27 protein-coding genes and 2 riboswitches are annotated in these 26078 nt (G+C 29.5%); of the genes, 20 read left to right on the forward strand and 7 right to left on the reverse strand.

The features are described 5' to 3' along the window. The first annotated feature begins 112 nt into the window (after positions 1-112). The 3 genes from CA_RS05185 (at position 113) to CA_RS05195 (ending at position 4581) form a co-directional block, all read left to right on the forward strand. Positions 113-1315 carry an argininosuccinate synthase gene (locus CA_RS05185; RefSeq protein ID WP_010964291.1) on the forward strand — a complete coding sequence of 401 codons (1203 nt, stop codon included), beginning with the start codon at positions 113-115 and terminating at the stop codon, positions 1313-1315. After that, on the forward strand, positions 1315-2628 hold the full coding sequence (gene argH / locus CA_RS05190) for an argininosuccinate lyase (protein ID WP_010964292.1): 1314 nt from the start codon (positions 1315-1317) through the stop codon (positions 2626-2628). Before CA_RS05185 ends, argH begins: the two co-directional genes overlap by 1 nt. Positions 2629-2841: 213 nt before the next feature. Further along, positions 2842-4581 carry a phosphoenolpyruvate carboxykinase gene (locus CA_RS05195; RefSeq protein ID WP_010964293.1) on the forward strand — a complete coding sequence of 580 codons (1740 nt, stop codon included), beginning with the start codon at positions 2842-2844 and terminating at the stop codon, positions 4579-4581. A 62-nt stretch (positions 4582-4643) separates the two neighbouring features. Here CA_RS05195 and CA_RS05200 read toward each other — a convergent pair whose 3' ends face one another. Continuing rightward, on the reverse strand, positions 4644-4853 hold the full coding sequence (locus CA_RS05200; RefSeq protein WP_010964294.1) for a DUF378 domain-containing protein: 210 nt from the start codon (positions 4851-4853) through the stop codon (positions 4644-4646). Between the two features lie 80 nt (positions 4854-4933). Continuing rightward, the gene (locus CA_RS05205) at positions 4934-5401 is read right to left on the reverse strand and encodes an Lrp/AsnC ligand binding domain-containing protein (protein WP_010964295.1); all 468 of its coding nucleotides are present in this window, start codon (positions 5399-5401) and stop codon (positions 4934-4936) included. A gap of 159 nt (positions 5402-5560) precedes the next feature. Between CA_RS05205 and CA_RS05210 the strand changes: the two genes are divergently transcribed. From CA_RS05210 to pflA, 4 genes are all read left to right on the forward strand, one after another. Beyond that, complete coding sequence (locus CA_RS05210) at positions 5561-6358, forward strand: ribonuclease H-like domain-containing protein (RefSeq protein ID WP_014518885.1); 798 nt, start codon at positions 5561-5563, stop codon at positions 6356-6358. 124 nt (positions 6359-6482) lie between these two features. Next, a complete protein-coding gene (locus tag CA_RS05215; protein ID WP_010964297.1) occupies positions 6483-6860 on the forward strand; it encodes a CBS domain-containing protein in 378 nt (125 codons plus the stop codon). A 69-nt stretch (positions 6861-6929) separates the two neighbouring features. Continuing rightward, a riboswitch (ZMP/ZTP riboswitch) is annotated at positions 6930-7007 on the forward strand. 99 nt (positions 7008-7106) lie between these two features. Then, positions 7107-9338: a formate C-acetyltransferase gene (gene pflB, locus CA_RS05220; protein WP_010964298.1), complete on the forward strand. Its 2232-nt coding sequence runs from the start codon at positions 7107-7109 to the stop codon at positions 9336-9338. Positions 9339-9348: 10 nt separating this feature from the next. Beyond that, positions 9349-10062 carry a pyruvate formate-lyase-activating protein gene (gene pflA, locus CA_RS05225; protein ID WP_010964299.1) on the forward strand — a complete coding sequence of 238 codons (714 nt, stop codon included), beginning with the start codon at positions 9349-9351 and terminating at the stop codon, positions 10060-10062. A gap of 51 nt (positions 10063-10113) precedes the next feature. Here pflA and CA_RS05230 read toward each other — a convergent pair whose 3' ends face one another. Then, positions 10114-10266 (reverse strand): FeoB-associated Cys-rich membrane protein, encoded by a 153-nt coding sequence (locus tag CA_RS05230; RefSeq protein WP_010964300.1) that lies wholly within the window; start codon positions 10264-10266, stop codon positions 10114-10116. Positions 10267-10471: 205 nt separating this feature from the next. Here CA_RS05230 and CA_RS05235 point away from each other — a divergent pair, with 205 nt between their 5' ends. The 7 genes from CA_RS05235 to CA_RS05265 all read left to right on the forward strand — a co-directional run bounded on the left by CA_RS05235 (position 10472) and on the right by CA_RS05265 (position 16644). Then, the gene (locus CA_RS05235; protein WP_010964301.1) at positions 10472-10867 is read left to right on the forward strand and encodes a PilZ domain-containing protein; all 396 of its coding nucleotides are present in this window, start codon (positions 10472-10474) and stop codon (positions 10865-10867) included. Between the two features lie 191 nt (positions 10868-11058). After that, positions 11059-11163, forward strand: a riboswitch (SAM riboswitch). Between the two features lie 78 nt (positions 11164-11241). Then, the gene (locus tag CA_RS05240) at positions 11242-12204 is read left to right on the forward strand and encodes a methionine ABC transporter ATP-binding protein (protein WP_010964302.1); all 963 of its coding nucleotides are present in this window, start codon (positions 11242-11244) and stop codon (positions 12202-12204) included. Beyond that, complete coding sequence (locus tag CA_RS05245) at positions 12204-12860, forward strand: methionine ABC transporter permease (RefSeq protein WP_010964303.1); 657 nt, start codon at positions 12204-12206, stop codon at positions 12858-12860. The genes CA_RS05240 and CA_RS05245 overlap by 1 nt, the downstream gene beginning before the upstream one ends. A 22-nt stretch (positions 12861-12882) precedes the next feature. Beyond that, positions 12883-13701 (forward strand): MetQ/NlpA family ABC transporter substrate-binding protein, encoded by an 819-nt coding sequence (locus CA_RS05250; RefSeq protein WP_010964304.1) that lies wholly within the window; start codon positions 12883-12885, stop codon positions 13699-13701. A 358-nt stretch (positions 13702-14059) separates the two neighbouring features. After that, positions 14060-14725 (forward strand): ribonuclease H-like domain-containing protein, encoded by a 666-nt coding sequence (locus CA_RS05255; protein WP_010964305.1) that lies wholly within the window; start codon positions 14060-14062, stop codon positions 14723-14725. Further along, the gene (locus CA_RS05260; RefSeq protein ID WP_010964306.1) at positions 14712-16199 is read left to right on the forward strand and encodes a hypothetical protein; all 1488 of its coding nucleotides are present in this window, start codon (positions 14712-14714) and stop codon (positions 16197-16199) included. Before CA_RS05255 ends, CA_RS05260 begins: the two co-directional genes overlap by 14 nt. A 67-nt stretch (positions 16200-16266) precedes the next feature. Beyond that, a complete protein-coding gene (locus CA_RS05265; RefSeq protein ID WP_010964307.1) occupies positions 16267-16644 on the forward strand; it encodes a prepilin-type N-terminal cleavage/methylation domain-containing protein in 378 nt (125 codons plus the stop codon). Positions 16645-16682: 38 nt separating this feature from the next. Here the strand turns inward: CA_RS05265 and gltX are convergent, their stop codons facing one another. After that, complete coding sequence (gene gltX, locus CA_RS05270; protein WP_010964308.1) at positions 16683-18140, reverse strand: glutamate--tRNA ligase; 1458 nt, start codon at positions 18138-18140, stop codon at positions 16683-16685. 302 nt (positions 18141-18442) lie between these two features. Here gltX and CA_RS05275 point away from each other — a divergent pair, with 302 nt between their 5' ends. Both CA_RS05275 and CA_RS05280 read left to right on the forward strand, forming a co-directional pair. Then, positions 18443-18952 carry a type 1 glutamine amidotransferase gene (locus tag CA_RS05275; RefSeq protein ID WP_010964309.1) on the forward strand — a complete coding sequence of 170 codons (510 nt, stop codon included), beginning with the start codon at positions 18443-18445 and terminating at the stop codon, positions 18950-18952. 14 nt (positions 18953-18966) lie between these two features. After that, entirely contained in the window at positions 18967-19578 is a 612-nt protein-coding gene (locus tag CA_RS05280) for a DUF488 domain-containing protein (RefSeq protein WP_010964310.1), read from the forward strand. A gap of 23 nt (positions 19579-19601) precedes the next feature. On the opposite strand, the gene CA_RS05285 is transcribed toward CA_RS05280, so the two are convergent. The 3 genes from CA_RS05285 to CA_RS05295 form a co-directional block, all read right to left on the reverse strand. Next, a complete protein-coding gene (locus CA_RS05285) occupies positions 19602-20882 on the reverse strand; it encodes a D-alanyl-D-alanine carboxypeptidase family protein (RefSeq protein ID WP_010964311.1) in 1281 nt (426 codons plus the stop codon). Between the two features lie 283 nt (positions 20883-21165). Next, a complete protein-coding gene (locus CA_RS05290) occupies positions 21166-21513 on the reverse strand; it encodes a hypothetical protein (protein ID WP_010964312.1) in 348 nt (115 codons plus the stop codon). A 147-nt stretch (positions 21514-21660) separates the two neighbouring features. Further along, on the reverse strand, positions 21661-22158 hold the full coding sequence (locus tag CA_RS05295) for a hypothetical protein (protein WP_010964313.1): 498 nt from the start codon (positions 22156-22158) through the stop codon (positions 21661-21663). A 262-nt stretch (positions 22159-22420) separates the two neighbouring features. Here CA_RS05295 and CA_RS05300 point away from each other — a divergent pair, with 262 nt between their 5' ends. The 4 genes from CA_RS05300 to thrC all read left to right on the forward strand — a co-directional run bounded on the left by CA_RS05300 (position 22421) and on the right by thrC (position 26073). After that, entirely contained in the window at positions 22421-22633 is a 213-nt protein-coding gene (locus tag CA_RS05300; protein ID WP_010964314.1) for a hypothetical protein, read from the forward strand. Between the two features lie 53 nt (positions 22634-22686). Continuing rightward, the gene (locus CA_RS05305; RefSeq protein ID WP_010964315.1) at positions 22687-23091 is read left to right on the forward strand and encodes a nucleoside-diphosphate kinase; all 405 of its coding nucleotides are present in this window, start codon (positions 22687-22689) and stop codon (positions 23089-23091) included. A 184-nt stretch (positions 23092-23275) separates the two neighbouring features. Beyond that, a complete protein-coding gene (locus tag CA_RS05310; protein WP_010964316.1) occupies positions 23276-24565 on the forward strand; it encodes a homoserine dehydrogenase in 1290 nt (429 codons plus the stop codon). A gap of 17 nt (positions 24566-24582) precedes the next feature. After that, positions 24583-26073, forward strand: a complete 1491-nt coding sequence (gene thrC, locus CA_RS05315; RefSeq protein ID WP_010964317.1) for a threonine synthase — start codon at positions 24583-24585, stop codon at positions 26071-26073. The last annotated feature ends 5 nt before the right edge of the window (positions 26074-26078 follow it).

Genomic DNA, 26078 nt, shown 5'->3' on the forward strand with positions numbered 1-26078 from the left:
TAAAATATATTGCATAATTATAAGAAAAGATTTATAATAATACCATAAGAAATCACGAAGAGTATATAAAATTATGACTTATAAATAGTATTCATGAAAGGTGTCTGATAGTATGAAAGAGAAAGTTGTGTTAGCTTATTCAGGTGGACTTGATACGTCTGTAACAATTCCATGGCTTAAAGATAATTATGATGTTGAGGTAATAGCTGTATGTGTTAACGTAGGACAAGAAGATGATATGGATAAAGTTAAAGAAAAAGCTGTAAATAGTGGAGCGGCTAAAATATATGTTGAAGATGTTAAAGAGGAATTTGTGACTGAGTATTTATACAATGCCATAAAGTGGAATGCCACTTATGAAGGAAAATATCTTTTGGGAACTTCCTTTGCTAGACCTTTAATTGCAAAGAAGCTAGTTGAAGTTGCACATAAAGAAGGAGCTAAATATATATGTCATGGCTGTACAGGAAAAGGAAACGATCAAGTGCGTTTTGAAACGGCTATTGCAGCAATGGATCCCTACATTAAGATAATTGCTCCATGGAGACTTTGGAATATAGATTCACGAGAAGCAGAAATAGATTATGCATTATCAAAAGGAGTAGAGGTTCCAGTAACAAAGGAGAAGATTTATTCCGAGGACTGGAATTTATGGCATATAAGTCACGAAGGTGGGGATTTGGAAGATCCTAAAAATGAGCATAAGGAAGAAATGTATAAATGTGTTACTCCACCTGAAGAAGCAAAGGATGAACCAGCATATATAAGCATATATTTTGAAAAGGGTGTACCATGTAAAATAAATGGAGAAGAGCTAGAGCCTGTTAAGCTTATTGAAAAGGTAAATAAAGTGGCAGGAGAAAATGGTATAGGAGTTGTAGATCTTGTTGAGAACAGACTTGTTGGAATGAAGTCCAGAGGAGTATATGAGACGCCAGGGGGAACTCTTCTTTATGAAGCACATGCTCAACTTGAGAGACTAACTGTAGATAAGGATGCATATCACTATAAGCAAGTACTTGCGCTTAAGTATTCAGAGCTTGTATATGATGGTTTATGGTTTACGACAACAAGAGAGGCGCTTGATGCATTTGTTGATACAGTTGAAGAAAATGTGACAGGTACAGTAAAGCTTAAATTATATAAGGGAAATATGAAAGTCTCTAGTGTTGAGTCTGAAAATGCATTGTATGATGAGGGAATATCATCTTTTGGGGCAAGTGATTTATATGATCACAAAGATGCGCAAGGATTTATAAATTTATTCAGCCTTCCAAGCAAAATAAAAGCTATGAAGAAGTTGGAGAAGAAATAATGAAGCTTTGGGGTGGAAGGTTTAGAGAAAGTGAAAGCGAGCTTATGGAGGAATTTAATGCGTCTTTAAGCTTTGATAAGAAACTATATGAAGAAGATATAGAAGGAAGTATTGCTCATGTAAAAATGCTGAATAAATGCAAAATAATAAATAATGAAGAATGTGAAGAAATATTAAGTGGACTTAAATCCTTATATAAAGATATAAGAAGTGGAAAATTGAAAATTGAAGGGGACTATGAAGATATACACAGTTTTGTGGAAGTAAACTTAATAGATAGAATTGGGGCAGTTGGAAAAAAACTTCACACCGCAAGAAGTAGAAATGATCAAGTGGCTGTGGATATGAAAATGTATGTTAAAAAGAGCTCTTATATTATAATTGAGTGCATAAATAAGCTTATGGAGACAATAAAGGATAAAGCAGAAAATAATCACTTTATAATGCCGGGCTATACCCATATGCAAAGAGCACAGGTAGTTACCTTTACTCACCATATGATGGCTTATTACAGCATGTTTAATAGGGATAAAAAAAGAATAGACAATGCTATTTCTAATTTGAATGAAAGTCCACTTGGCTGCTGCGCTCTTGCAGGTACAACTTATGATACAGATAGAGAAATGACCTCTAAAGAACTTGGTTTTTCTAAACCAGTAGATAATTTTTTAGATGGGGTAAGTGATAGAGACTATATAATAGAAGTGCTGTCGGCATTTTCTATATGTATGATGCACTTAAGCAGATTAAGTGAAGAACTCATAATATGGAGCACTAAAGAGTTTAGTTTTATTCAAATGGATGATAAATTTTCAACAGGAAGCAGTATAATGCCTCAAAAGAAAAATCCAGATGCGGCTGAACTTATACGTGGAAAAACAGGAAGAGTTTATGGTGATTTAATAGCAATGTTAACAATCATGAAGGGAATACCTTTAGCATATAATAAAGATATGCAGGAAGATAAAGAACAGTTCTTTGACTCCTTTGATACACTAAAGATGTGTATTTTAGTCATGGATGGTATGATTGCAACAATGACTGTAAAAAAAGAGGCTATGAAGGAAGCTGTAAAAGGTGGATTTTTAAATGCAACAGATGTGGCAGATTATCTGGTAAACAAGGGAGTAGCTTTTAGAGATGCCCATAAAATATCAGGAGAGCTTGTAATATACTGCGAAAATAATGATAAAGCTATTGAAGAATTAAATATTAATGAATTTAAAAATTTCTGTAATCTATTTGATGAAGATGTTTATGAATTTATAAATTATAACAATGTTATTAAAAAGGGAAATAAAAAAATAATGTAAAGCATAGGGTTTTCTTAGGTATCCTTTTATGTACTAAAAATGGGGCAGTGCATAAATGTTAAAGGATTATAGGAAAACCCTATACATATTTATATTTTAAAAGCAAGTTTACATTATGGAATAATATTACTTTTATGGTATAATACACAATGTTGATATAAAAATTAATACTAAATAATTAAATTGATTTTTTATTGGGGGCGAGGGATAAAAATGCAAAAGGAATTTTCTATTAGTAATGATAAGGTTTTAATTAATTTTACAGCTAAGTATTGTAATACATCTGAAAAAATATTAAACAGTTATGGCTTTAGAAAGATATTAGAGAGGTTTATAAAAAAGGGAAGACATAAAACTTCTAATTATTATAAGTATATAGAAGAAAATATGATAGAGGACAATGAAAATAAAATAGTAAATGACCTTATACAGGTATTTAAGCTTCTTTTGGTTTTTAAAAGAGAAGAGATAATAAAAACAAATCCAAAGTATGAAAGCTTTTTATCAAATCAGGATGAGATTATTAAGATAATAGAAGACATATATGGATTTTGGAGAAAACTCGAACGATATACAGTAATTCATAATAGTAGAATAAATGATGGACTTGAAAATGTTAGCTTTGTAGATTCAAATATTCAATTTTCGCAGCTTATAATTAACACTTATAGAAGAATTGAAGAGAATGCTTTAGGCATAAAACCGAAAGTTTACAGACAACTTCCGGCAGGTGCTAATGCAGGCATTATTGTTAATAGTATAAAATGGAAGTATCCAGAAGGGTATGAATGCCTTAATGGTGTACCTATTATAGATTCTGTGCTTATAGATCCTCCATTTATATCATATCCCAAAAAAATAAAGAGAGATGGAGTATTTTCAGAGGTATTTGAAAACCCTCTTAAGGATAAAATAAATAGAGATCATTGGTTTTGCTTTCCTGCAAAAATAGGAACACTTCTTGCATTTATTTATTTTCATAGAGACTTTATGGCTCATGGAATAACTTTATGCAATCTATTTGAAATAGCTAAAGAAAATGAGTATAAAGATACAAAGCCAGATATAGTATTTGTCTTTGGGGCAAGAGATAATATAGAGAATACACGCACTATATTTTACGATGATAAGGAAAATGACATAATGCTCGGATATATTAATTACAGTGCTAATATTGACTACTTTGGCTATATGAAGAAGATGGCCCTTACCTTGCATAATTTAATAATGATAAAAAGGGGGTATCTTCCAATACATGGTGCTATGGTTAATATTGTTGCAAAAGACGGTAGTGATGTTAATATAGTTATAATGGGAGATAGTGGTGCAGGAAAATCGGAAAGCCTTGAGGCATTTAGAGAATTAGGTGAAGAATATATTAGTGATATGACAGTAATATTTGACGATATGGGTGTTGTAAAGCCTAATCCATCTAATGATAAACCTATGGGCTATGGAACTGAGATAGGAGCGTTTGTTAGACTCGATGATCTCGATCCAGGATATGCTTTTAGAGAAATTGATAGAAGTATATTTATGAATCCTGACAAAACGAATGCAAGGCTTGTTATACCAGTTGCCAGTTATAGTGACATAATTAAGGGCTACCCTATAGATTTATTTCTATACGCTAACAATTATGATAAGTCTGGAGATGAACTTTCCTTCTTTAATTCACCAGAAGAAGCCGTTAAAGTTTTTAGAAGTGGAATCAGAATGGCAAAGGAAACTACTACAGAAAAGGGTCTTGTTACAACATTTTTTGCAAATCCTTTTGGACCAGTACAGAAAGAAAAGGAAACAGACAAACTTATAAACAAATATTTTGATAAGTTTTTTGAAACAGGAGTAAAGGTAGGTCAAATAAGAACCCGTCTTGGCATAAAGGGTATGGAGAAGAGTGGACCTAAAAATGCAGCAATAAAACTTCTAGAGGCAATAAAAAAAATGTAAATAATAGTGCAGAACCATATTAAATGTGGTCTGCACTATTATCTATATTTAATTTTTAAAAACTATTTTTCAACTTTTGCTTCTCTGTCTCTTCCTAAAAATGATATTGCATATAATCCACATATACCTACTATTGCATATATTATTCTTGTTAAAGAGGACATGGTTCCGAATAATGCGGCAACTAAATCAAAGCTAAAGAATCCAATTAGACCCCAATTTATAGCGCCGACTATGACAAAAACCAATGCGATAATATCTAATGTTTTCATCATCGACATCTCCTTTTATTAGTTTTTACAGAATTATTATATGCAAAAGAGTAGCGATTATGTTAGAAAATAAACTTAATTTAAGAAAAATCTACATTTCTGTCTATTGGTTGAGAAAGTGCCATGAAAGTATTAGTTCTTTGAACTCCTTCTACAACCTGTATTCTGTTAAGTAAAAGATCTTGAAGGTCAGCTATACTTCTACAGACTACTTTTGCGAAAATTGAAAATTCACCTGTAATATAATAAAGTTCAACTATTTCTTTTATATCTCTCATTGCTTCAAGTACTTTGGGATATGAAGCAGCCTTGTCGATATATATTCCAACTAAACAGCAAATATCATATCCTAATTTAGTGTTGTCTACTATAAGCTTTGTACCCTTTATGATTCCCATGTCTTCCATTTTTTTCATTCTAACATGAATAGTTCCACCGCTTACGTGACATTCTCTTGCTATCTCCAAATAAGGTGTTCTCGAATCCTCAACCAAAATATGTAATATTTGTAAATCCAAATCATCCAATCCATTAACTTGTAAATTCATTAAAATCAACTCCTATAAGTTATAGTAAACAACAATATTATAACAAATTCAATACCATTTTATCAAAATAATTATAAAAAATATTATAAAATTATAGTATTTTATTAGAATTATATTTGGTGTATAATTTAAATGTATGTACTTGATTGGGGGATTCTTATGTATATTAATGAAAAAGACATAAAGTTAGAGATAGACAAAAACATAGTAAAAGAGTATAGTATGAAGTCAATGGTTTACTTTGATATAGAAACAACAGGATTTGATAGAGAACAGGATAACATAATATTAATATCTATAGGATACTATGATGTAAAAGATACTTTTCATATAAAACAGTATTTTGCAGAAGATTTAAATGAAGAGAAATATGTTTTAGAAAATTTAAAGGGCGATATAGAGAACTTCAATATGTGGTGTTCATACAATGGTAAAGCTTTTGATGAACCATTTATACAATCAAGAATGAAAAAATATAATATTGAACTCACATTGCCAAGAGAACATTTTGATTTATATAGAAAAATAAGACCTTATCAAAAACAGCTTGGACTTGAAAGATGTAATTTAAAAAGTGTCGAACAGTATATAGGTATTAAAAGAGAAGATACTATTGATGGTGGAATTAGTGTTGAGTTATATAAAAAATACCTAAGGGATAAAGATGAAGAATTAAAATATACTATTATGCTTCATAATTATGAGGATGTATTAAATCTACCTAAAATATTTAAAATACTTTGGAAGATAAAGAAATGTGATTTCATAAGAGAGGATCATATTACTGATAAGCAGCTTAAATATTTGAACTATTTAATGAAAAAGCATAATGTACTAGTAGATATTAATTTGGATAAAATATCCAAAAGAGCAGCATCAAAAGCTATTGGTGCTATATTAGACGGAGATTATGATATAATAAGTATAAAGGATATAATAAAAAACAATTGTGTATAAATACAGGAGAATGCTGCAAAAGCTTAGGTTATACATGATGAAATGTAAGTCTTTTATCATTTATAACTTAATATGATGTAGTTTTTCATATGTTAACAAAATTTAAGAGAATGGAGACAGGAATATGGTAATAAAGGATATGATGATTAAAAATGTTGTAAAAGTTAAGGATAGTGATACTTTAAAAGATGCACTTAAAGTAATGATAAACAATACTGTAAATAGTGCACCAGTAGTAGATAATAATGATGAGATTGTTGGAATAGTAGTTAAAGCAGACATATATAGATTCCTAATAGAAGAGGGACACTATGATACTTATCCAGTAGAAGCTGTTATGACAAGGAAAGTAATAACTGTCGATGTAAATACGGATCTAATGGAAGTTGGAAAAATTTTAAGAGATAATAGTATATTTGCAGTTCCTATAGTTGAAGATAAAAAAGCAATAGGACTTGTTACGGTAGAAGATTTACTTGATTATTTTTTGAAGAATAGTTAGTACACTTAATTTCGAGAATAAAGCGTATTGACACTTAGATAGAAATATGATATTTTATAATAAATGATTTAAGAATCGTATAACCGGCGGAAGTGGAATAACCACAGGGAGTACGATTTTAAAAAGCCGACCGCCTGGGCAAAAAGAAATGTCCAGGTGGTTTTTCTTTTACCTCTGGATAAATTAAGTAATTGAAAATAAAATTTCAAGAATAATGAAAAATTTAAAATGAAGGAGAGTTTTTGTATGATTAAAGAATGGAACGATTTTAAAGAAGGTACATGGGTTAATAATATTGATGTAAGAAATTTTATACAAAAAAATTATACACCATACTTAGGAAACGAGGATTTTTTACAAGGTGTTACTGATAGAACAAAGGGTCTTTGGAACAAGTGCGAGAAACTTCTCTTAGATGAAATAAAAAATCAAGGTATATTAAAAGCAGATAACAAAACTGTATCAGGAATAAATAGCTTTGAAGCTGGATATATAGATAAAGAAAATGAGATTATTTATGGACTTCAAACAGATGAACCACTTAAAAGAATGGTAAATCCTTTTGGTGGTATAAGAATGGCCAAGCAAGCATTAGAAGCATATGGATACGAAATTGATGAGGATGTATACAATATATTTACAAAGTATAGGAAAACTCACAATGAAGGTGTTTTTGATGCTTACACTGAAGAAATGAAAACAGCTAGACATGTAGGATTATTAACAGGACTTCCTGATGCGTATGGAAGAGGTAGGATAATAGGAGATTTTAGAAGAGTAGCACTATATGGTATTGATTGCTTAATTGAAAACAAAAAAGCTGATTTAAAAGAATTAAAAGGCGACATGACTGAAGATTTAATAAGAAGAAGAGAAGAAGTTTCTGAACAGATAAAGGCGTTAAAAGAAATGAAAGCAATGGCATTAAAATATGGAATAGATATATCAAAACCAGCAGCTAATTCAAGACAAGCAGTTCAGTTTACTTACCTTGGATATCTTGCTGGAATAAAAGAAAATAATGGAGCAGCGATGTCTCTTGGAAGAGTTTCAACATTTTTGGACATATATATAGAAAGAGATTTAAAAAATGGAGTAATAACAGAAAAGGAAGCTCAAGAAATTATAGATCAATTTATAATAAAGTTAAGACTTGAAAGACATCTAAGAACTCCAGAGTACAATGAACTATTTGCAGGTGATCCTAATTGGGTTACTGAGTCTATAGGTGGAATGGGTATGAATGGAGAAACCTTGGTTACAAAAAATTCTTTTAGATTTCTTCATTCATTAACAAATCTTGGACCTGCACCTGAACCTAATATGACTGTTTTGTGGTCAAATAATCTTCCAGAGCCATTTAAGAAATACTGTTCTAAGATGTCCATAAAAACAGATGCAATTCAATATGAAAATGATGATATAATGAGACCTATATATGGTGATGATTATGGAATAGCCTGCTGTGTATCTGCAATGAAGATAGGAAAGCAAATGCAATTCTTTGGAGCTAGATGTAACCTTGCAAAATCATTATTGTATGCTATAAATGGTGGAGTAGATGAAAAGAAATTTGATTTAGTAGTTCCTCACATTAAAAGAATAGATGATGAAGTGCTAGACTATGATAAGGTTAAGGAAAACTACTTTAAGGTTATGAAATATGTAGCTAAACTATATGTAAATACTCTTAATTTAATACACTATATGCATGATAAATATGCTTATGAGAAAGGACTTATGGCGCTTCATGATACAGATGTTCATAGATTTTTGGCTTGTGGAGCAGCAGGACTTTCTGTAGCAGTTGATTCTTTAAGTGCAATAAAATATGCAAAAGTAAAGCCTATTAGAAATGAAGATGGAATAGCTGTAGATTTTGAAGTAGAAGGAGATTTCCCTAAGTATGGAAATGACGATGACAGAGTTGATGATATTGCAGTTGAGATAGTCAATAAATTTATGTCAGAGTTAAGAAAGACCGCTGCTTATAGAAATGCAGAACATACATTATCAATGTTAACTATAACTTCAAATGTAATGTATGGTAAGAAAACAGGAGCAACACCTGATGGAAGAAAGTCTGGAGAGGCATTTGCACCAGGAGCAAATCCTATGCATGGAAGAGATAAAAATGGAGCATTGGCATCTTTAAATAGTGTTGCTAAGATTCCATATAGAAGTGTATGTCAAGATGGAGTTTCAAATACATTTTCAATTATTCCAGATGCACTTGGAAAGAATGAAGAAACAAGAGCAAATAATTTATCAGCTATTTTAGATGGATATTTTGAAAAGGGAGCTCATCACTTAAATGTAAATGTGCTTAATCGTGAAACTCTTCTAGATGCAATGGAAAATCCAGAGAAATATCCTACACTTACAATAAGAGTATCAGGATATGCAGTTAACTTTGTAAAACTTACAAAAGAACAGCAAATGGAAGTTGTTAAGAGAACATTCCACGGAAGAATGTAGAGGTGTTAATTTGGGAAAAATTCATTCTATAGAAACCATGGGTTTAGTTGATGGACCGGGAATAAGAGTTGTTGTGTTTTTTCAAGGATGCAGGCTTAGGTGTGCATTCTGCCATAACCCAGATACTTGGAATGTTAATTCTGGTGAGGAAATTTCAGCTGAAGAGTTAATGTTAAAGGTTAAAAGGTATAAAAACTATTTCGATAAATCTGGGGGTGGAGTTACATGTTCTGGAGGAGAACCATTAATGCAGCCAGAATTTTTATTAGAGTTTTTAAAGTTATGCAAGGAAAATGGAATAAATACAGTAGTTGATACAGCAGGTTTTGGATGTGGTAGTTATGAAGAAATTTTAAAATATACAGATCTTGTATTACTTGATATAAAGCATATAAATGATACGGGATATAAAGATTTAGTTCTTGGAAATATTAAAGAATTTTATAGGTTTGTCGATAAGGTTAATGATTTAAAAGTAACTACATGGGTAAGACATGTTATGGTTCCAGGTATAACAGATAATTATGATAGCATGGATAAATTAGTTGATATAATAAAGAAGATAGATAAAGTAGAAAAGTTTGAAATTCTTCCTTATCATACGCTAGGAGTAAAAAAGTATGATAAGCTTGGAATTGAATATAAACTTAAGGGAATAAAAGATATGGATAAAAAAATAGCTGCTGAATTTGAGCAGTATGTTTGTGAAAAATTGAAAGTTTAAACTTATATAGGGTTTCTATATAAAAATGTATAGAAACCCTATAATAAAATACTATTTAATTTCTTTATGTGGCAAGCAGTTGCTGCAGGATTTTGAGCCTGAGCAGCAATTACATTCACCTTTTGCTCCTTTTTTAAAGTTTTTATAAAAAACATATAAGGCTGCACTTATTATAAGAAGTGTTATTATTATTTCAATAATCATAGAACTCAACTCCCTTTTAATATGTATAGATAATAGCAATGAATATCATTTTCAATTAAATAGTATCATTTAATCAGATTGATGTCAACTGGCGGCTACTCAACAAAAACAAGAGTTTTTATAATTGATGTTAATATTTATGTTGAATTATGATATAATACATATGAGATAGGTAACTATACATAAATTCGAAGGGGGAATTTATATGGTATTGGCCTCTAAGTCTGATATCAGTGATAGGCATAAGGTTTATAAATATAAAACAGAAAAAAGAGGTAAAAATAGAAAGAGAATAGACTTAGAAATCTCATATCCTAGAATAAATGATGAGAGCGTATATGAAAAATATAAGGATAGGGAGCCAATATTAAAGTCAGTTAACATATCAGAATCTGGAATATGCTTTAAAAGCAGAATGCTATTAAGGTCAGGAGATTTTGTGAGTTTTCTTCTTAATATTGAGAGAAAACCATCATTTTGGTGTCTTTCGGTGGTTAGATGGACAGGCTGTAATGATAATTCTTATGTAATCGGTTGTGAATTTGTTTCACTAACCTTGCAGCAAATAAAGACGATACGTAATTTTGTCGATGAGGATTAGAGATTAGAATTTGATTATTTAGTGTTAGCCTTAAGTAGGTGATATAATTTCCTTTTAAGGCATTATTTTTGAATTAAATCATATTATTTAAATTGGAAATATATGAATTGCGTATAAAAAAGACTAAATTCATATTGACATTTAAATATATACTAACTATAATATTAAATAAAGAAATTAATAAATTAGTGCACTTATCAAGAGAGGTGGAGGGACCGGCCCTGTGAAGCCCAGCAACCTGTATATGTTAATTATACAAGGTGCTAATTCCTGCAGCGCTAGCTGAGAGATGAGAATATAAATCGAGCTTTTAGAGCCAGAGTTTATTCTCTGGCTCTTATTATTTTTTAATCTAATGGGAAAAGGTGAATGACATGATAGAAATAAAAAATGTTTCTAAATATTTTTCAGGAAATAAGGTTCTTAAAGATGTTGATCTGAAGATTAAAGGCGGAGAAATATTTGGAATTGTTGGTCATAGTGGAGCTGGAAAGTCAACATTACTTAGATGTATTAATGGGCTTGAAACTTATGATGAAGGAAATGTAATAGTTTTTGGAAAAGACTTGAAGCAAATTAATGGAAAAAATCTCCGAGAATTTAGGAAAGAAGTTGGAATGATATTTCAAAACTTCAATTTGCTTAATAGAAAAGATGTATATCATAATATATCTTTGCCGCTTGAAGTTTGGGGAGTACCTAAAAATGAAATAGCTTCAAGAGTTAAAGAGCTTTTGGAACTTGTTGATTTAACTGACAAGATACACAGTAAGCCTTCAAACTTAAGTGGAGGTCAAAAACAGAGAGTAGCTATTGCAAGAGCGTTAGCATTAAACCCTAAGATATTACTGTGTGATGAAGCTACATCTGCATTAGATCCTAATACTACAAAATCAATACTAAATTTGTTAAGAACAATCAATTCTAAACTTGGTATAACAATAGTTATTGTTACACATCAAATGGAAGTTGTTAAAGGTATATGTGAAAGAGTCGCACTAATTGATGCTGGGGTTATAAAAGAAACTGGAGACGTAGAGAACTTATTTTTAAATCCAAGCAGTGAGATGAAGAAACTTATAGGACAAAGTGACGATGATGTACTTCCTAAGGAGGGGATAAACATAAGAGTTATATTCCCTAAGAATAGCAGTGAAGGTGCACTTATAACATCAATGGCAAGAGAACTCAATGTGGATTTTTCAATTGTATGGGGTAAACTTGAAAGATTTAGAGATGATGTTTTGGGAAGTTTAGTTATAAACATTTCAGAAGAAAACAAAGAAGTTATATGTAATTATTTGGTTTCACATAATGCAATTTGGGAGGTGGCATAATGAGTACAACAGATATATTAAAACAGATTTTGTTACCTTCACTTTGGGAAACAATTTATATGGTTTTTGTATCTACCTTATTTGCTATAATAATTGGATTTATACCAGCTATAATACTTGTTGTAACAGATGAAAATGGCTTAAAGCCAAATAAAATTGTATATAAAATATTAGATTTTATAATAAATATGTTAAGATCTTTTCCGTTTTTAATTCTTATGATTGCGATATTCCCATTCACAAAATTAATTACAGGAAAACAAATAGGTACAACAGCAGCGATAGTTCCATTAACAATTGGAGCATTTCCATTTGCAGCTAGAGTTATAGAATCTTCACTTAAGGAGGTGGACACAGGAATAATTGAAGCTGCTAAATCTTTTGGGGCAAGTAATTTTCAAATCATATTTAAAGTTATGATAAAAGAGGCCATGCCATCTATTGTTTTAGGAATTACTCTTACAGTTATTAATATAATAGGATATTCAGCTATGGCAGGTGCAATAGGCGGTGGCGGACTTGGAGCTGCTGCAATGCAGTATGGGTATAATATGTTTAACACCACAGTAATGGTTTATACAGTAATAATACTTATGATTATAGTTCAAATTTTACAATCACTTGGAAACTTTGTTTATAAATTAATGGTTAAATAAATAAAAAATAGGGGGAAAAATTATGAAGAAAAAATTTTTATCAGTACTTTTATCAGGAGCAGTTTTAATAGGAGCTTTAACAGGATGCAGTTCAAGTACAAGCAGTAGTACAAGCAGCAATGATAAGAAAACAATAGTAGTAGGAGCAACAGCAGTTCCACATGCAGAAATATTGAATAATGCTGTAAAACCACTTCTAAAAAAGGAAGGGTATACATTAAAAGTAAAGGTATTTACTGATTATGTTACTCCAAATACAGCTCTTAATGATGGAGACTTGGATGCAAACTACTTCCAGCACGTACCTTACTTAGAAACTTTCAATAAGGAAAAACATATGGATTTAACTTATACAGTTAAAGTTCATATTGAGCCTATGGGATTATACTCACATAAAATTAAAAAGTTAAGTGAACTTAAAGATGGTGATGAAATAGCTGTTCCAAATGATTCAACGAACGAATCAAGAGCACTTAAAATATTAGAGCAAAATGGAATTATAAAATTAAAAAAGGCTGACCTTGTTACAAAACTTGATATAATTGAGAACAAGAAGAATATAAAAATAAAAGAGTTAGATGCAGCACAGCTCCCAAGGGTACTTGATGATGTAACAGCTTCAATAATTAATTCTAATTATGCATTACAAGCGAATCTAAATCCTACAAAGGATGCAATTGTTTCAGAGCCTAAAGATGCACCATATGCAAATGTTCTTGCAGTAAGAAAGCAAGATAAGGATAAACCTTATATAAAAGCTTTAAATAAAGCATTAACATCACCAGAGGTTAAGAAATATATTAATGATAAATATAAGGGTGAGGTAGTGCCTGCATTCTAATTTTAGATATACATTACAGTTATTAGTTTTTAGTATATATAAGGCCTCAATTTTATATTGGTTAAAAGAAGGTTTTAAAACCTTCTTTTGTTTTTTGAATTTTATACACATTGATAATTAAAAAATGCTAATATTATGTAGTAGAATACATTAACAATATAAAGGTACATCATAGGTATTTTAGAAAGCAATATTAATATTTGATGAAAAAAATTACATTATATGGTATAATGAATTAGATTAAAAATAAGTAAGCTATTAATTTGTAGGGTTTAGAAGTTAATTGGCATATTATAACAGTAAGACTAAATCAAGAAAGTATTTGGTTTACTGAATAAGCAAAAAGAGAGTGATAATTTTGATTAAGAGAAATGCTGTAACGAGCTTAAAAGTCAATGATGTTGATAGGTTCAAATTGGAAGATAGTGATAAAATATATTCTAAGGCTCTATTTTTTGATTTAGAGCATTATGTTTATAAAAAACCTATATGTATTGGAGTATTTGGATGTGCTTACTTTGATGAAAAATCAGGTGAGTTAAATACAACTCAATATATGATAGAAAATAAAAGTGATTCAGAAAGAATACTAAAAATTGCAGAAGAATATTTTTTAAAAGCTAAAACTGAATTAAAAAAAGACTATATTGTTACTTTTTCAGGTAATAATGATTTTACAGTTATAAATTATTTATTTAAAAAAAGTAATATAAACATGGAAGTGAATAAGGAATTTATAAGCATAGATTTGCAAAAGGAATATGAAAAAGTAACAAAGAGATGTGTAGGACTTAAGAATCTTGAAAAAATATTTGAGATAAATAGAGAAAGTGAGATTATAAGTGGATCTACATTGGCAAAGACATTTGGTAAGATAGTTAAGGATTCGGAATATTCATTAAGAATGCCGTCTGATAAAAAGGATAAAATACTTCTTTACAATAGACAGGATGTTGAGAGTTTATTCAACATGATTGTTACCTGGAACAAATATGTAAAGGAAGTAGAAGATGACGAAAAATAATATTTTAAATAACAAAATTACTAAGGTAATATTATTTAGAATATGCTTTATAATTGCCATTACCACAGCTTTAGTTTGCGGATTAAAGCTAAATATAATAAATGATGGTTTTTGGCATATAAAAGTTGGTGAGTATATAATTAAAAATAGGGTTATACCACGTGAGGATATATTTTCATGGTACGGAATTGAAAATAAACTTAAATGGATAAGTCACGAATGGCTTTTTGGGGTTATAGCTTATTTGGTATATAAAATTAAAGGGTTTACCTCTGTAATAATTTTTTCTACCATAGTAAATTGCAGCACAGCTTTACTAGTATATAAATTTGCACTAATAAGAAATAAAAATAAAGTAGTATCCTTAATAATAATGTGGGTTTACATATTTGGTGACTTTTATGATATTACATATAGACCCGTTTTAATATCAAAACTTATACTCTTGTGTAGTTTTATATTGTTAGAGAAAAAGAAATACTTATTTGCATTGATTGTTTTAATATTGGGGGTTAATATTCATGGGGGTATTTATCCTCTTTATTTAATGATTTTTGCATACTACACTATACCATTTAGTTATAAGTATTTAATTTTTAGTCTAATTACTGTGCTTATAAATCCATATGGATATAATCTTTATAAGTATACGTATTTATCGATGAAAAATATAGATATAAATAGGTATATAAATGAGTGGTGTATAACTCCTATATATGACTATAAAGTTGCCTTAATTATAATATGTATTACGGTTTGTATCTGTACAGTATCTAAAATCAAATTTAAGGATTTTTTGTTTTGTGGAGCATTAATAATTTTAGCTATAAGCGCTAAAAGGCATGTGGATGTAATATATTTGTTCGTACTTCCAGTTATATCCTTATACTTTAATAGCTTTTATTTCGATTTTTTTATGAAATTTGTTTCAAGAATAAAACCTGAAAAATTAAAATCTATAATACCAAAATTAAATTACATAACCTGTGGGTTCCTCATAGTAGTTATGATTGTTAAATCTTCTTTATGCATAAAGCAATATTTTTTTGATACTCATTTCCATAATTTTGAATATATTACAAATGATTCAGAAAATCCAATAAAAGCATGTAATTTTATAAATTCACATCAGGAGATAAAAAACTCTAGAACATTTAACGATTATAACAGCAGTCCATATATTATATTTAGAGGAATAAAAACTTTTGTGGATTCACGTCAGGATTTGTTTACTTACAATTTTAATAAAACAAATGCATTTGTAGATCAGATTAAAGCTTTAAATAATTATGATTACATGATTTATGTATTTAAAAAGTACAATATCAAGTATGCAATTTTAAGAAACGACATGCCTAATACAAGACTACTTAGGAATACTGATTTAATTTATATAATATATGAGGATAGGGACTATTCTATTTTTCAAATTAATAGAAATAAACTTAAGAGTAGCAATCAACGAGGTGTATAAGTTAAAGTATAATGGTTATAATTGAAAATAAATAAAATTTTGTTAAATTACGGAGATGAAATTCAAAGTGAAAAATAGAATTAATAATAAAGGATTTACACTTATTGAGTTAATAATTGTTATTGCTATTCTTGCTATTTTAGCAGCCATTTTGGTACCATCCATTTCGGCGTATAAAATAAAAGCGGAGAAATCAAATATACAAGCAAGTGCTAGGACACTTAGTCATGCTATTGATGCATACAATGCAGATAACTCGGACAATACAATAAATTCCTATGATACCAATGCCCAAACACTTATTGGAGATGATATAAAGCCAGATAAGGTACCTGATTGTCTAAAGGGAAAAACAAAGGATGATATTGATAATATAGCTTCAGGAAAATTCACTGTAACTAAGGAAGATGGATTAAAAACAGTGATTAGTTTAACATCAAATTAATAACACACATATGTTTTGCATATGTGTGTTATTTTCTACTATTTCTCTAATTTTTCAATTCCTATTTTTATTCTTCTTATAGATTCATCTTTTCCTATTATATCTGCAATTTCAAAAGCACCACCAGGAGTGAATTTCTTTCCAGAAAGAGCAGTTCTTAAAGGCCACAATACAACGCCATTTTTTACACCTAAATCTTTGATGTAATTCATTATTGTATTTTGGATGTTATCTAAATTCCAGTCCTCTATATTTTCTATAACAGGAAGGCAATTTTTTAAGCTGTCCAATGATATTTCAGGGTTAGTTTTCATCTTTTTGTGAGTGTACATTTCTATATCATAATCAGGGAGCTCATTAAAGAAATCCACCATTTCAGGAATGTCACTAAAAATTTCTACCCTTGTTTGAATTAATTCACTTATTTTCTTTAAATCTATGTTTTCTTTTGTTATAACTCCATCATAATAAGAAAGTGCAGCCTTATGAAATTCATCAAGACTAAGCTTTCTTACATACTCTCCATTCATCCACTTTAATTTAACTGGGTCAAATACAGCTGGAGATTTATTTATGTGAGTGTAATCAAATAACTTAACCATATCTTCAAGAGATAATATTTCATTAGTTCCTTCAGGATTCCAACCTAAAAGTGCAATATAATTTAATACTGCTTCTTTAAGATATCCTTTTTCAATTAAATCCTGGAAGGAAGCATCGCCGTTTCTTTTACTTAGTTTACTATGCGCATCCTTCATTATTGGAGGACAATGTACATATATTGGTACATTCCAACCAAAAGCCTCGTATAGTCTATTGTATTTTGGAGCTGAAGATAAATATTCATTTCCACGTACAACATGAGTTATTCCCATTAAATGATCGTCTACAACATTGGCAAAGTTATATGTTGGATATCCATCTGATTTTATTAAAATCATGTCATCAAGTTCTGAATTATCAACAGAAATTCTTCCGTATATAACATCGTCAAAGGTAGTAGAGCCTGTAGTTGGGTTATTTTGTCTTATAACATAAGGAACTCCAGCATCAAGTTTTTCTTGAACTTCTTCCTTTGATAAGTTAGCGCAATGTTTGTCATACTTAAAAGGTCTTTTTAAAGCCTCTGAATTTGTTTTTAAAATATCTAGTCTTTCTTTAGAGCAGAAGCAGTAATAAGCTTCACCTTTTTCTACTAGTTTTTTAGCATAGTCTAGATAAAGTCCTTTTCTTTCACTCTGAACATATGGTCCAACAGGGCCACCTACATCAGGACCTTCATCATGTTTTAAGCCTGTCATTTCAAGTGTTTTGTAAATAACAGCTAGTGCATCTTCTACATATCTTTCCTGATCTGTATCTTCAATTCTTAAAATGAATTTACCATCTTCATGTTTGGCAATAAGGTAGGTATATAGAGCTGTTCTTAAGTTTCCGATATGCATATAACCAGTAGGGCTAGGTGCAAAACGTGTTCTTATTTCATTTGCAGCCATTAAAATCACTCCTATGTAATATTAAAAGTATTATAAAATGCCTCACACCTAAAAATTGGTGAAGGCTAATTAAAACGGTATTTTAATAATATAATATTAGATATTTTATGTCAAGTTTTATAGAGCAACCATGAGTAATTTTTACGTTGAAATTTCAAGTGTGCAATCGTGTAAGAATTATATTATAATAATAGGATATGATTTTGTAAATAATAAGACAAAGTAAGAGAAAATTAGTTAAGCTATAACATATGTATAGGATAAGTCTTACTTTGATTTTCTTATAATAGGGAGAAGTGTGAATGGTTAATTTAATTATATTGGTAGAAGATGGATTTGAGGATATAGAACTTTTGTATCCTTTATATAGATTAAGAGAGGCTGGTTATGATGTAACCTTAGTTGGTACAGGAAGTAAATATAATTATACAGGAACACATGGTTATATTGTTGATGTGGATGCATCTGCCGAGGAAATTGATGAGAATAATTATGATGGAGTTATAATTCCAGGAGGTTCAGCATCTTATAAGCTTAGAACTAATGATGATGTTAAAAGAATAATAAGACATATGAAAGAAAAAGACAAACTTTTAGCAGTAATATGTGATGGAAATTATGTTCTTATATCTGCTAAGGTTTTAAGTGGACATAAAGTTACCTGTACGGAAGCTATAAGTGATGATGTTATTAATGCAGGTGGAGAATATGTTAGAATAGGAAATTGTGTTGACAAAAACATAATAACGGCAAAAATGCAGGTTAATTTACCACAGTTTATGAGTGATATTTTTCAGTATTTAAATAAATAAAAAGAGAGGTCTACATGAAAAAATTAATTTATACCGTAGGATATGGTTCTAGAAAAGATGAAGAGATTTATATCCTTATTAATAAATATAGTATAAACTGCGTTGTTGATATAAGAAATAAGTCAGATAATATAGAAAGTTTAAAAAAGCTTCTAAACAATCAAGGTATATATTACATACCTATGCATGATGAATTTAATTTTGAGAAAAATGAAGCTCATGATTTTGAAACTGCAAGGGTAAGTGAAAATGTAAAAAGTGGAATGTCAAGAATAGAAAATGGACTAGTAAAAGGATTTAATATAGTAATTATGGGTGAAGAACTGGATCCAATTAGTTGTAATAGAGGAATTTTGATAAGCTATATATTAAAAAACAAAGGTATTCATATAGAGCATATAATTGATGAAGAAATAGTTAGAAGTCAAGAAGATTTGGAGAAGGAACTTTTAAAAGGTTATGGAGTTAAACTAATAAAGAAAGTAGCTGAATTATCTATAAAAGGTATTATGAGAAATAAAGATTTAGAAATGAATGAAGATGATTTTAAAGCTGAAATGATAGAGGAAGCTTACAGAATAAGATACAAAGAAATATTAAATAAAAAACATAGGGAAATATATTAAGATATTTTCCTATGTTTTTTATTTTACCAAGAACTTTTATTTCTTCCTTTAAAGAATTTAACTAAACCAAAGACTAATAGTGCAATAACAGCTAAGAAGGCTACGACTATGCCTGAGTATAGGAATTTATTATCAGCCATGATATTTTTAGTTGAAATCGAAGGGTAAAGCTTGTATTGTTTTAAAGTATCTCTTTCCTTCAAAGTTAAATTACCTACAGCTGTATCAGTGCTTAAATTCCAAGGATTAATAGAAATCTTCTCTGTTAATTTTTTTTCTGAATCATTAAAGGAATTTTTATAATAAGTTACATCCTCCTTAGGTACTAAAGGAACCTTTATAGTTTTGTAGTAACCAAAATATTTTAGAGGCCTGTACTTAATTATTTCATATTTATATACTTTATTTTTATGATATAAAATAGTAGGTTTTATGCTGTAGCTATAATTAATAAGGTTATTCATGTCCTTAAAAACTTGAACATCATCCTTATCATATTGAGATTTCATTACTACGCCTATTATTTTCTTATTATTTCTATTAAATATAGTTATTAAACATCTTCCTGCTTCATTTGTATAACCGGTTTTACCACCGATGCAGGTTTTGTCATAAACTGGTTCTTTAGGATCTATTATTTTATTTGTGTTTTTTAATTCTGGTTTTGCACCATCATTAAGGGTTACTGTGGTTTTTTGTGTAGATATTGTTTTTAGTATCCAATTTATTGAAAAAGCAGTTTTGGCTATTCTACTCATGTCATAAGCTGTAGAGTAATGGTCTGGATCATGAAGTCCATTGGGAGTTACAAAGTGAGTATTTTTAAGCCCTAGCTTTTTAACTTCATTATTCATAATAATAGAAAAATCTTTTTTTACCTCATCAGTAGGAGAGTTGATTTTATTTATAAGATTTGCAGCTATAACATATGCCATATCATTGGCCGAATACATTAAAAGAGATTTTAATACAACATCACTTGGTAGCTTCTCGCCTACATTTAATGGATGAATATTCTTATCAAACGAATATTCAGGCTGTTCTTTAGCACTCTCGGAGTAATAAAGATAATCTGATGGCTTTTTATTTTCGTTTAAAATTATAGATGTTAATAATTTTGTTGTACTTGCAGGAAAAGCTTTTGCATCTTGATTTTTAGCGTAGATAACTTCTCCAGTTTTGGCATCAATTGATATAGCAGAGGTTCCAGCAATATCAGGTTGATTGACTGCCGCTAGTGCACTTGAAGAAATAGATAAGGAAAGTATTCCAGATAACAAAATTGATAAAAGTTTACGTTTCAAAGGTCATCGCTCCAATAAATTTTATTTTATATAGGTTTTCTATGTAAAAGTACACTTATTTTAGAAATTAATAATAGCATATAGAACAAAAATAAATTATATTAGAAAGCCTATAGTCTACTTTACGAGTATAACATTTTAGGAGTCTAAGGGCAATGGATTAAGAAAAAATAGGTGCCTATTATATAAAGCGTAAAGAATATGCATAGCATGTCTTAAATGGATAGGCTAATTCTATAATAGCATGAATAAACCTAGTAGATTATTCATGCTATTTATAGAGTTAAGCGTCAGTAGATTTTTTATTGGATTTGACAAAGTATAATGATGCGGCAATTAATACTATATAAATAATCAAGTAGGTCACAGATAATGTACCTGTTCTTGAAAATAAGAGAAAGTACAGAAAAATTACAAAGGATACAGCAGTCCAAAACATTGAAATATAGGATAATTTGCTGTTACGTTCTCTCCATGAAATAGGATCTTTCATGTTTCCTAAAATTTTTTCACGATTTTTATTTCCTGGGGATGTTTTGGAAACCAAACTTCTATAATAGAATGAAAGTAAAGCACCTATTATTGTAAGGGCAAAGAAAAAGTATTTAAGAGATATGGTTGTAACATTCATAAGCTTCACCTCTAATTAAGATAAAATTATATTTACTGTATATAAAGTATTCCCATAAATAAGATGAAGTATGCAATAAAAAATGTTATAGTATGTGAAATAAAGACTTTCCCCCTGATTTTTTATATCGGGGGGAATTATTAGTAATTAATTTTTTTTTGTATGAACTGTTATGTTGTGAAACTTATCAAGGAACCTCATTAAGTCCCAGTATTTATATTCAACATATGGTTCTTCATCCGTTCGAAGATCACTTTTGATATCATTTTTTTGTATTATCTTATCAATGGTTTTGTTGTTATGTTTAAACTTAACTATATAGATGTCATCAGAATCAACATCTATTTCTAGTATTCCAAGATTTATAGATTTTTCTTTTAACTTTTTTATGGATATAACTTTTGATTTTATCGTTGGTATCTTACTTAACTTATATATCATAAAATTTCTTGAAGATTTTAATATCAAAAAAAGTATGAAGCCTAATATTAAAACCCATAAGTACATCTCTATTATATATTGTTTCGTGAAGAAATAAGTTATATAACTAAATACCGTGAATTTTAAAATAACGTAAAGCAATATAGGTCCTAAAATAAAGGAAATAAAAAAAGCTAAAGAAGCATTTAGTAATTTATTCTTCATATCTGACATCATCTCCATGTAAACTTGTAAAACTATACTTTAGTGAAATAAACAATGAAGTATTTTATATAGATTAATTATACCATAAAAAATATGTTAACGAATAAAGAGTTACTATAAATTATGTTAATTATATAAATAGTAAGTAAAAATAATATAAAATTTTTATAGAGGTAGAATTTTCAAAAATGTGAGAAAATACTTTATATTTTGTATTCTATAGTTTATAATAAAATATATATTTTATTTTGGAGGGGTATATATGGGAAGTTGTCCATTTTTAACTACTACAGAAAAGGAGATTTCATGTTTTGAGGAATGTATTTTTTATAAAAATGAAAATACAAAGGAAGAATGTCCTTTTAAAAGTGTTGAAAAATTAGGTGATGATGGAATAACAAAGATGTACTATGATTACTTTATAAAAGGCAATAAATATTTGTCTAAAGAAGAGTACTCCAAAGGTACAATATAAAAATGAATAAAATTACTTAATATTCTGAATGCTATGTTTGGAGGGGAAATAGCATGAGAAGAGTATTATTAATATTAAAACCCACTATTGTAGAGAGAAAGCTAATAGGTAAGGTACTAAGCTTCTACGAAGGTTCTGGATTTCGTATAGAGGATTTAAAAATTACAAAATTATATGAATTAGAGAATGTTATAAATGATGATGTTATGAAGAAAGTGGGTATGAATTTTGGTTTAGAGAATAGAGTAGTTATAGTTGTACTTTTGTATGACAATTTTAATCTGAACTTTGAAGAATTGAAAAGTGAATTAAAGATTTATCTTAACACTATAAATGGAAATAGTGAAGGTAATGAAATATATATGTCTTATAATGAAGATGTAAATGAAGTAATAGAGGTTTTGTTTCCTAAAGTCAGTAAGTTTGCCTTTAAGGGAAGTAAGGCTACTAGTGTTTAATTATATAGCTAATAATGTTTAATTAGATGCCTATAAGTTATAAGGCATCTTTCTTTATATAGATATGTATATATTACACAAACAATTGTATTTTGTTCTAAAACATGTTAAGATAATTATAATATTAGAGGAAACCTATGTCAGTGTATATTTTGCTTTTTATCAAATTTTAGGAGGGCTATAGATGGATAAAATTAAGATAGGAATTTTGGGGCTTGGTAATGTAGGCAGAGGAGTTTTAAAAATACTCAATACAAATAAAGAAGAAATACAAAAAAGGTCGGGGTATGATATAGAAATTGGAAAAATTCTTGTAAGAAATATAGATAAGAATAGGGGAATAGATGTACCTCGTGAATTGCTTACAGTAGACCCTGATGACATACTTGAAGATGAGTCTATAAAAATAGTTATTGAGGTAATAGGTGGAATAAATCCAGCTAAGGACTATATATTAAGAGCTATGAAAAACAAAAAGCATGTTGTAACTGCAAATAAAATGCTTCTTGCAACAGAAGGCGATGAGTTATTTGATACTGCTGAAGAAGAGGGAGTTATGTTTTATTATGAAGCAAGTGTTGCTGGAGGAATTCCAATAATACATGCCATAAATGAAAGTCTTACTGCCAATAAAATTGAACAATTAATAGGAATAATAAATGGAACTACAAATTATATTTTAACTAAAATGACTCTTGAAAAAATGAATTTTCATGATGCACTAAGAGAAGCACAGGAGAAAGGATTTGCAGAGGCTGACCCAACTTCTGATATAGAGGCTTATGATGCTATGTATAAGCTTGCTATATTAAGCTCACTTTCATTTGGTACTAAGATAAATGTAGATGATGTATATAGAGAAGGAATAACAAAAATAGAACCTATAGATATAGAATTTGCGAGAGAGTTTGGATATGTAATAAAATTAGTAGCTATTGTAAAAGAAACTGAGACGGGACTTGAGATGAGGGTTCATCCTACTATGATACCAGAAAGGCATCCTCTTGCAAATGTTAATGATTCGTTTAATGCAATATTTATAAAAGGAAATGCTGTTGGGGATATAATGCTTTACGGAAGAGGAGCAGGTGATTTGCCAACTGGAAGCGCAGTTGTTGCAGATGTAATATCTATACTTAGAGGAAATGTTGATTTATCAGCTATAAGCACAGTCAAAAAGAACTACTGGAATAGAGAAATTAATCCTATGGACAAAACAAGAAGTGAGTACTATGTGAGAATAACAGTCAAGGATTTGCCGGGTGTTCTTGGAGAAATTTCAATGATCTTTGGAGAAGAGGGGGTAAGTCTTCTTTCTGTTATGCAAAAGGGAAAGAGAGAAGAGTGTGTTACTGTAGTGTACTTTACCCATTCGGCCAATGAAGGAATGATAAAGAGTGCTATAGATAGAATTAAAAGTTCTAAGTATACAAAGAGCGTGGATAATATCATAAGAATAGAAAATATACAATAAATATTGGAGGAAAACTGATGAATCACATATATTATAAAAGTACCAGAAATAATGATGTTAGTATTTTAGCGTCTAGAGCTATTTTAAAGGGTATATCTGATGATGGTGGCTTGTATGTACCAGAGAGAGTACCAGAGCTTGATTTTGATATTAAAGATATTGTTAATATGGATTATAAAGAAATAGCTTATAAAGTTATGAAGACTTTTTTTACCGATTTTACTGAAGAGGAGCTCAAGTACTGCATTGAAAATGCCTATGACAGCAAATTTGATACAGAAGAAATAGCTCCTATAAAAAAGGCAGGAGATACATATTTTTTAGAATTATATCATGGTCCTACCTTAGCATTTAAGGATATGGCACTTTCAATTTTACCATATCTTTTAAAAACTGCTTCAAAGAAAAATGGAATTCAGGATAAAATAGTTATTTTAACAGCAACATCTGGCGATACCGGAAAAGCAGCATTAGAAGGTTTTAAGGATGTTGAAGGTACCGAGATAATAGTGTTTTTCCCGAATGATGGAGTGAGTGAAGTTCAAAGACTTCAAATGGTAACACAGAAAGGAAAAAATACACATGTTGTGGCTATAAGAGGAAACTTTGATGATGCTCAAAGCGGAGTTAAAAAAATATTTACGGACAAAGAATTTATACAGGAGCTTAAAGAGAATAATTGTGTATTTTCATCTGCAAACTCAATTAACATAGGAAGATTAGTTCCTCAGATAGTATATTATTTTTATGCTTATTCTAAGATGTGCTCAAAAGGTGAAATTAATTTTGGAGAAAAGATAAATTTTGTTGTTCCTACAGGCAATTTTGGAAATATACTAGCAGCATATTTTGCTAAGAGTATGGGAGTGCCTATTAATAAGCTAATATGTGCTTCAAATGACAATAAAGTTCTTTATGATTTCTTTGAAAATGGAACTTATGATAGAAATAGAGAGTTTGTAACTACAATATCACCTTCCATGGATATTTTAATTTCAAGTAACCTTGAAAGACTTATTTATCTTGTATGCGATAGAGATTCAAGCAAGGTGGCTGATTTTATGAGAGAGCTTAGTGAAGGCGGAAAATATAATATAACAGAGAATATGAAGAAAAAACTTAAGGATTTTTATGCTGGATATGCTACAGAGGAAGAAACTAAAAAGGCTATAGAAAAAATGTATAAAGAAAATAAATATCTTATAGACACTCATACGGCTGTAGCTTATAGTGTGTATGAAAAATATTTAAAGAATACGAAGGATAAAGCAAAAACTGTTATAGCGTCAACTGCAAGTCCATACAAATTTACAAATGCAGTTATGACCTCTCTTGATAATAAATATGCTTCTTACGACGATTTTGAACTCATGAAGAAGATGAGTGAGGTTATAAATAAGGATATACCAAGTGGTGTTAAAGGACTTAATGAAAGAAAAGTTATTCATAAAGATATTTGTAGTAAAGATGAAATGAAAAAAATAGTTAGAAGTTTTTTAGGTAAGTAGCTATA

This window comes from Clostridium acetobutylicum ATCC 824 (assembly GCF_000008765.1).
In the GTDB taxonomy this organism is placed as follows: Bacteria; Bacillota; Clostridia; order Clostridiales; family Clostridiaceae; genus Clostridium_S; species Clostridium_S acetobutylicum.

Coding starts and splice junctions, on each gene's coding strand:
- CA_RS05185 (WP_010964291.1), top strand. CDS start 113: ATGAAAGAGAAAGTTGTGTTAGCTTATTCAGGTGGACTTGATACGTCT.
- argH (WP_010964292.1), top strand. CDS start 1,315: ATGAAGCTTTGGGGTGGAAGGTTTAGAGAAAGTGAAAGCGAGCTTATG.
- CA_RS05195 (WP_010964293.1), top strand. CDS start 2,842: ATGCAAAAGGAATTTTCTATTAGTAATGATAAGGTTTTAATTAATTTT.
- CA_RS05200 (WP_010964294.1), bottom strand. CDS start 4,853: ATGAAAACATTAGATATTATCGCATTGGTTTTTGTCATAGTCGGCGCT.
- CA_RS05205 (WP_010964295.1), bottom strand. CDS start 5,401: ATGAATTTACAAGTTAATGGATTGGATGATTTGGATTTACAAATATTA.
- CA_RS05210 (WP_014518885.1), top strand. CDS start 5,561: ATGTATATTAATGAAAAAGACATAAAGTTAGAGATAGACAAAAACATA.
- CA_RS05215 (WP_010964297.1), top strand. CDS start 6,483: ATGGTAATAAAGGATATGATGATTAAAAATGTTGTAAAAGTTAAGGAT.
- pflB (WP_010964298.1), top strand. CDS start 7,107: ATGATTAAAGAATGGAACGATTTTAAAGAAGGTACATGGGTTAATAAT.
- CA_RS05230 (WP_010964300.1), bottom strand. CDS start 10,266: ATGATTATTGAAATAATAATAACACTTCTTATAATAAGTGCAGCCTTA.
- CA_RS05235 (WP_010964301.1), top strand. CDS start 10,472: ATGGTATTGGCCTCTAAGTCTGATATCAGTGATAGGCATAAGGTTTAT.
- CA_RS05240 (WP_010964302.1), top strand. CDS start 11,242: ATGATAGAAATAAAAAATGTTTCTAAATATTTTTCAGGAAATAAGGTT.
- CA_RS05245 (WP_010964303.1), top strand. CDS start 12,204: ATGAGTACAACAGATATATTAAAACAGATTTTGTTACCTTCACTTTGG.
- CA_RS05250 (WP_010964304.1), top strand. CDS start 12,883: ATGAAGAAAAAATTTTTATCAGTACTTTTATCAGGAGCAGTTTTAATA.
- CA_RS05260 (WP_010964306.1), top strand. CDS start 14,712: ATGACGAAAAATAATATTTTAAATAACAAAATTACTAAGGTAATATTA.
- gltX (WP_010964308.1), bottom strand. CDS start 18,140: ATGGCTGCAAATGAAATAAGAACACGTTTTGCACCTAGCCCTACTGGT.
- CA_RS05275 (WP_010964309.1), top strand. CDS start 18,443: ATGGTTAATTTAATTATATTGGTAGAAGATGGATTTGAGGATATAGAA.
- CA_RS05280 (WP_010964310.1), top strand. CDS start 18,967: ATGAAAAAATTAATTTATACCGTAGGATATGGTTCTAGAAAAGATGAA.
- CA_RS05290 (WP_010964312.1), bottom strand. CDS start 21,513: ATGAATGTTACAACCATATCTCTTAAATACTTTTTCTTTGCCCTTACA.
- CA_RS05295 (WP_010964313.1), bottom strand. CDS start 22,158: ATGAAGAATAAATTACTAAATGCTTCTTTAGCTTTTTTTATTTCCTTT.
- CA_RS05300 (WP_010964314.1), top strand. CDS start 22,421: ATGGGAAGTTGTCCATTTTTAACTACTACAGAAAAGGAGATTTCATGT.
- CA_RS05305 (WP_010964315.1), top strand. CDS start 22,687: ATGAGAAGAGTATTATTAATATTAAAACCCACTATTGTAGAGAGAAAG.
- CA_RS05310 (WP_010964316.1), top strand. CDS start 23,276: ATGGATAAAATTAAGATAGGAATTTTGGGGCTTGGTAATGTAGGCAGA.
- thrC (WP_010964317.1), top strand. CDS start 24,583: ATGAATCACATATATTATAAAAGTACCAGAAATAATGATGTTAGTATT.